Below are 1,429 nucleotides of genomic sequence, written 5' to 3' on the forward strand. Positions count from 1 at the left end.
TCTGAGTCCACAAAACCCCTTGGGTGTTGTATGGTTAAGCCTCACGGGCAATTAGTACAGGTTAGCTCAATGCCTCGCAGCACTTACACACCCTGCCTATCAACGTCGTAGTCTACGACAACCCTTTAGGACACTTATAGTGCCAGGGAAAACTCATCTCAAGGCTCGCTTCCCGCTTAGATGCTTTCAGCGGTTATCGATTCCGAACTTAGCTACCGGGCAATGCCATTGGCATGACAACCCGAACACCAGAGGTTCGTCCACTCCGGTCCTCTCGTACTAGGAGCAGCCCCTTTCAATTTTCCAACGCCCACGGCAGATAGGGACCGAACTGTCTCACGACGTTCTAAACCCAGCTCGCGTACCACTTTAAATGGCGAACAGCCATACCCTTGGGACCGACTTCAGCCCCAGGATGTGATGAGCCGACATCGAGGTGCCAAACACCGCCGTCGATATGAACTCTTGGGCGGTATCAGCCTGTTATCCCCGGAGTACCTTTTATCCGTTGAGCGATGGCCCTTCCATTCAGAACCACCGGATCACTATGACCTGCTTTCGCACCTGCTCGAATTGTCATTCTCGCAGTCAAGCGGGCTTATGCCATTGCACTAACCACACGATGTCCAACCGTGTTTAGCCCACCTTCGTGCTCCTCCGTTACTCTTTGGGAGGAGACCGCCCCAGTCAAACTACCCACCAGGCACTGTCCGTAATCCCGATTCAGGGACCAACGTTAGAACATCAAAACTACAAGGGTGGTATTTCAAGGACGACTCCATCACATCTAGCGACGCAATTTCATAGTCTCCCACCTATCCTACACATGTAGGTTCAATGTTCAGTGCCAAGCTGTAGTAAAGGTTCACGGGGTCTTTCCGTCTAGCCGCGGGTACACTGCATCTTCACAGCGATTTCAATTTCACTGAGTCTCGGGTGGAGACAGCGTGGCCATCATTACGCCATTCGTGCAGGTCGGAACTTACCCGACAAGGAATTTCGCTACCTTAGGACCGTTATAGTTACGGCCGCCGTTTACCGGGGCTTCGATCAAGAGCTTCGACCGAAGTCTAACCCCATCAATTAACCTTCCGGCACCGGGCAGGCGTCACACCGTATACGTCATCTTACGATTTTGCACAGTGCTGTGTTTTTAATAAACAGTTGCAGCCACCTGGTATCTGCGACTCTCGTCTGCTCCATCCGCAAGGGACTTCACTGATAAGAGCGTACCTTCTCCCGAAGTTACGGTACCATTTTGCCTAGTTCCTTCACCCGAGTTCTCTCAAGCGCCTTGGTATTCTCTACCCGACCACCTGTGTCGGTTTGGGGTACGATTCCTTACAATCTGAAGCTTAGAGGCTTTTCCTGGAAGCATGGCATCAATGACTTCACTACCGTAGTAGCTCGACATCGTATCTCAGCGTTA

1 rRNA gene (cut by a window edge) is annotated in these 1,429 nt (G+C 51.6%); it reads right to left on the reverse strand.

Annotation, left to right across the window (positions count from 1 at the left end):
- Nucleotides 1-30 precede the first annotated feature (30 nt).
- Nucleotides 31-1,429: ribosomal RNA gene (locus L3V33_RS23085) — 23S ribosomal RNA — on the reverse strand (it continues 1,559 nt past the right edge of the window).

It is taken from the genome of Vibrio sp. A2-1 (assembly GCF_021728355.1).
GTDB classification, from domain to species: domain Bacteria; phylum Pseudomonadota; class Gammaproteobacteria; order Enterobacterales; family Vibrionaceae; genus Vibrio; species Vibrio splendidus_K.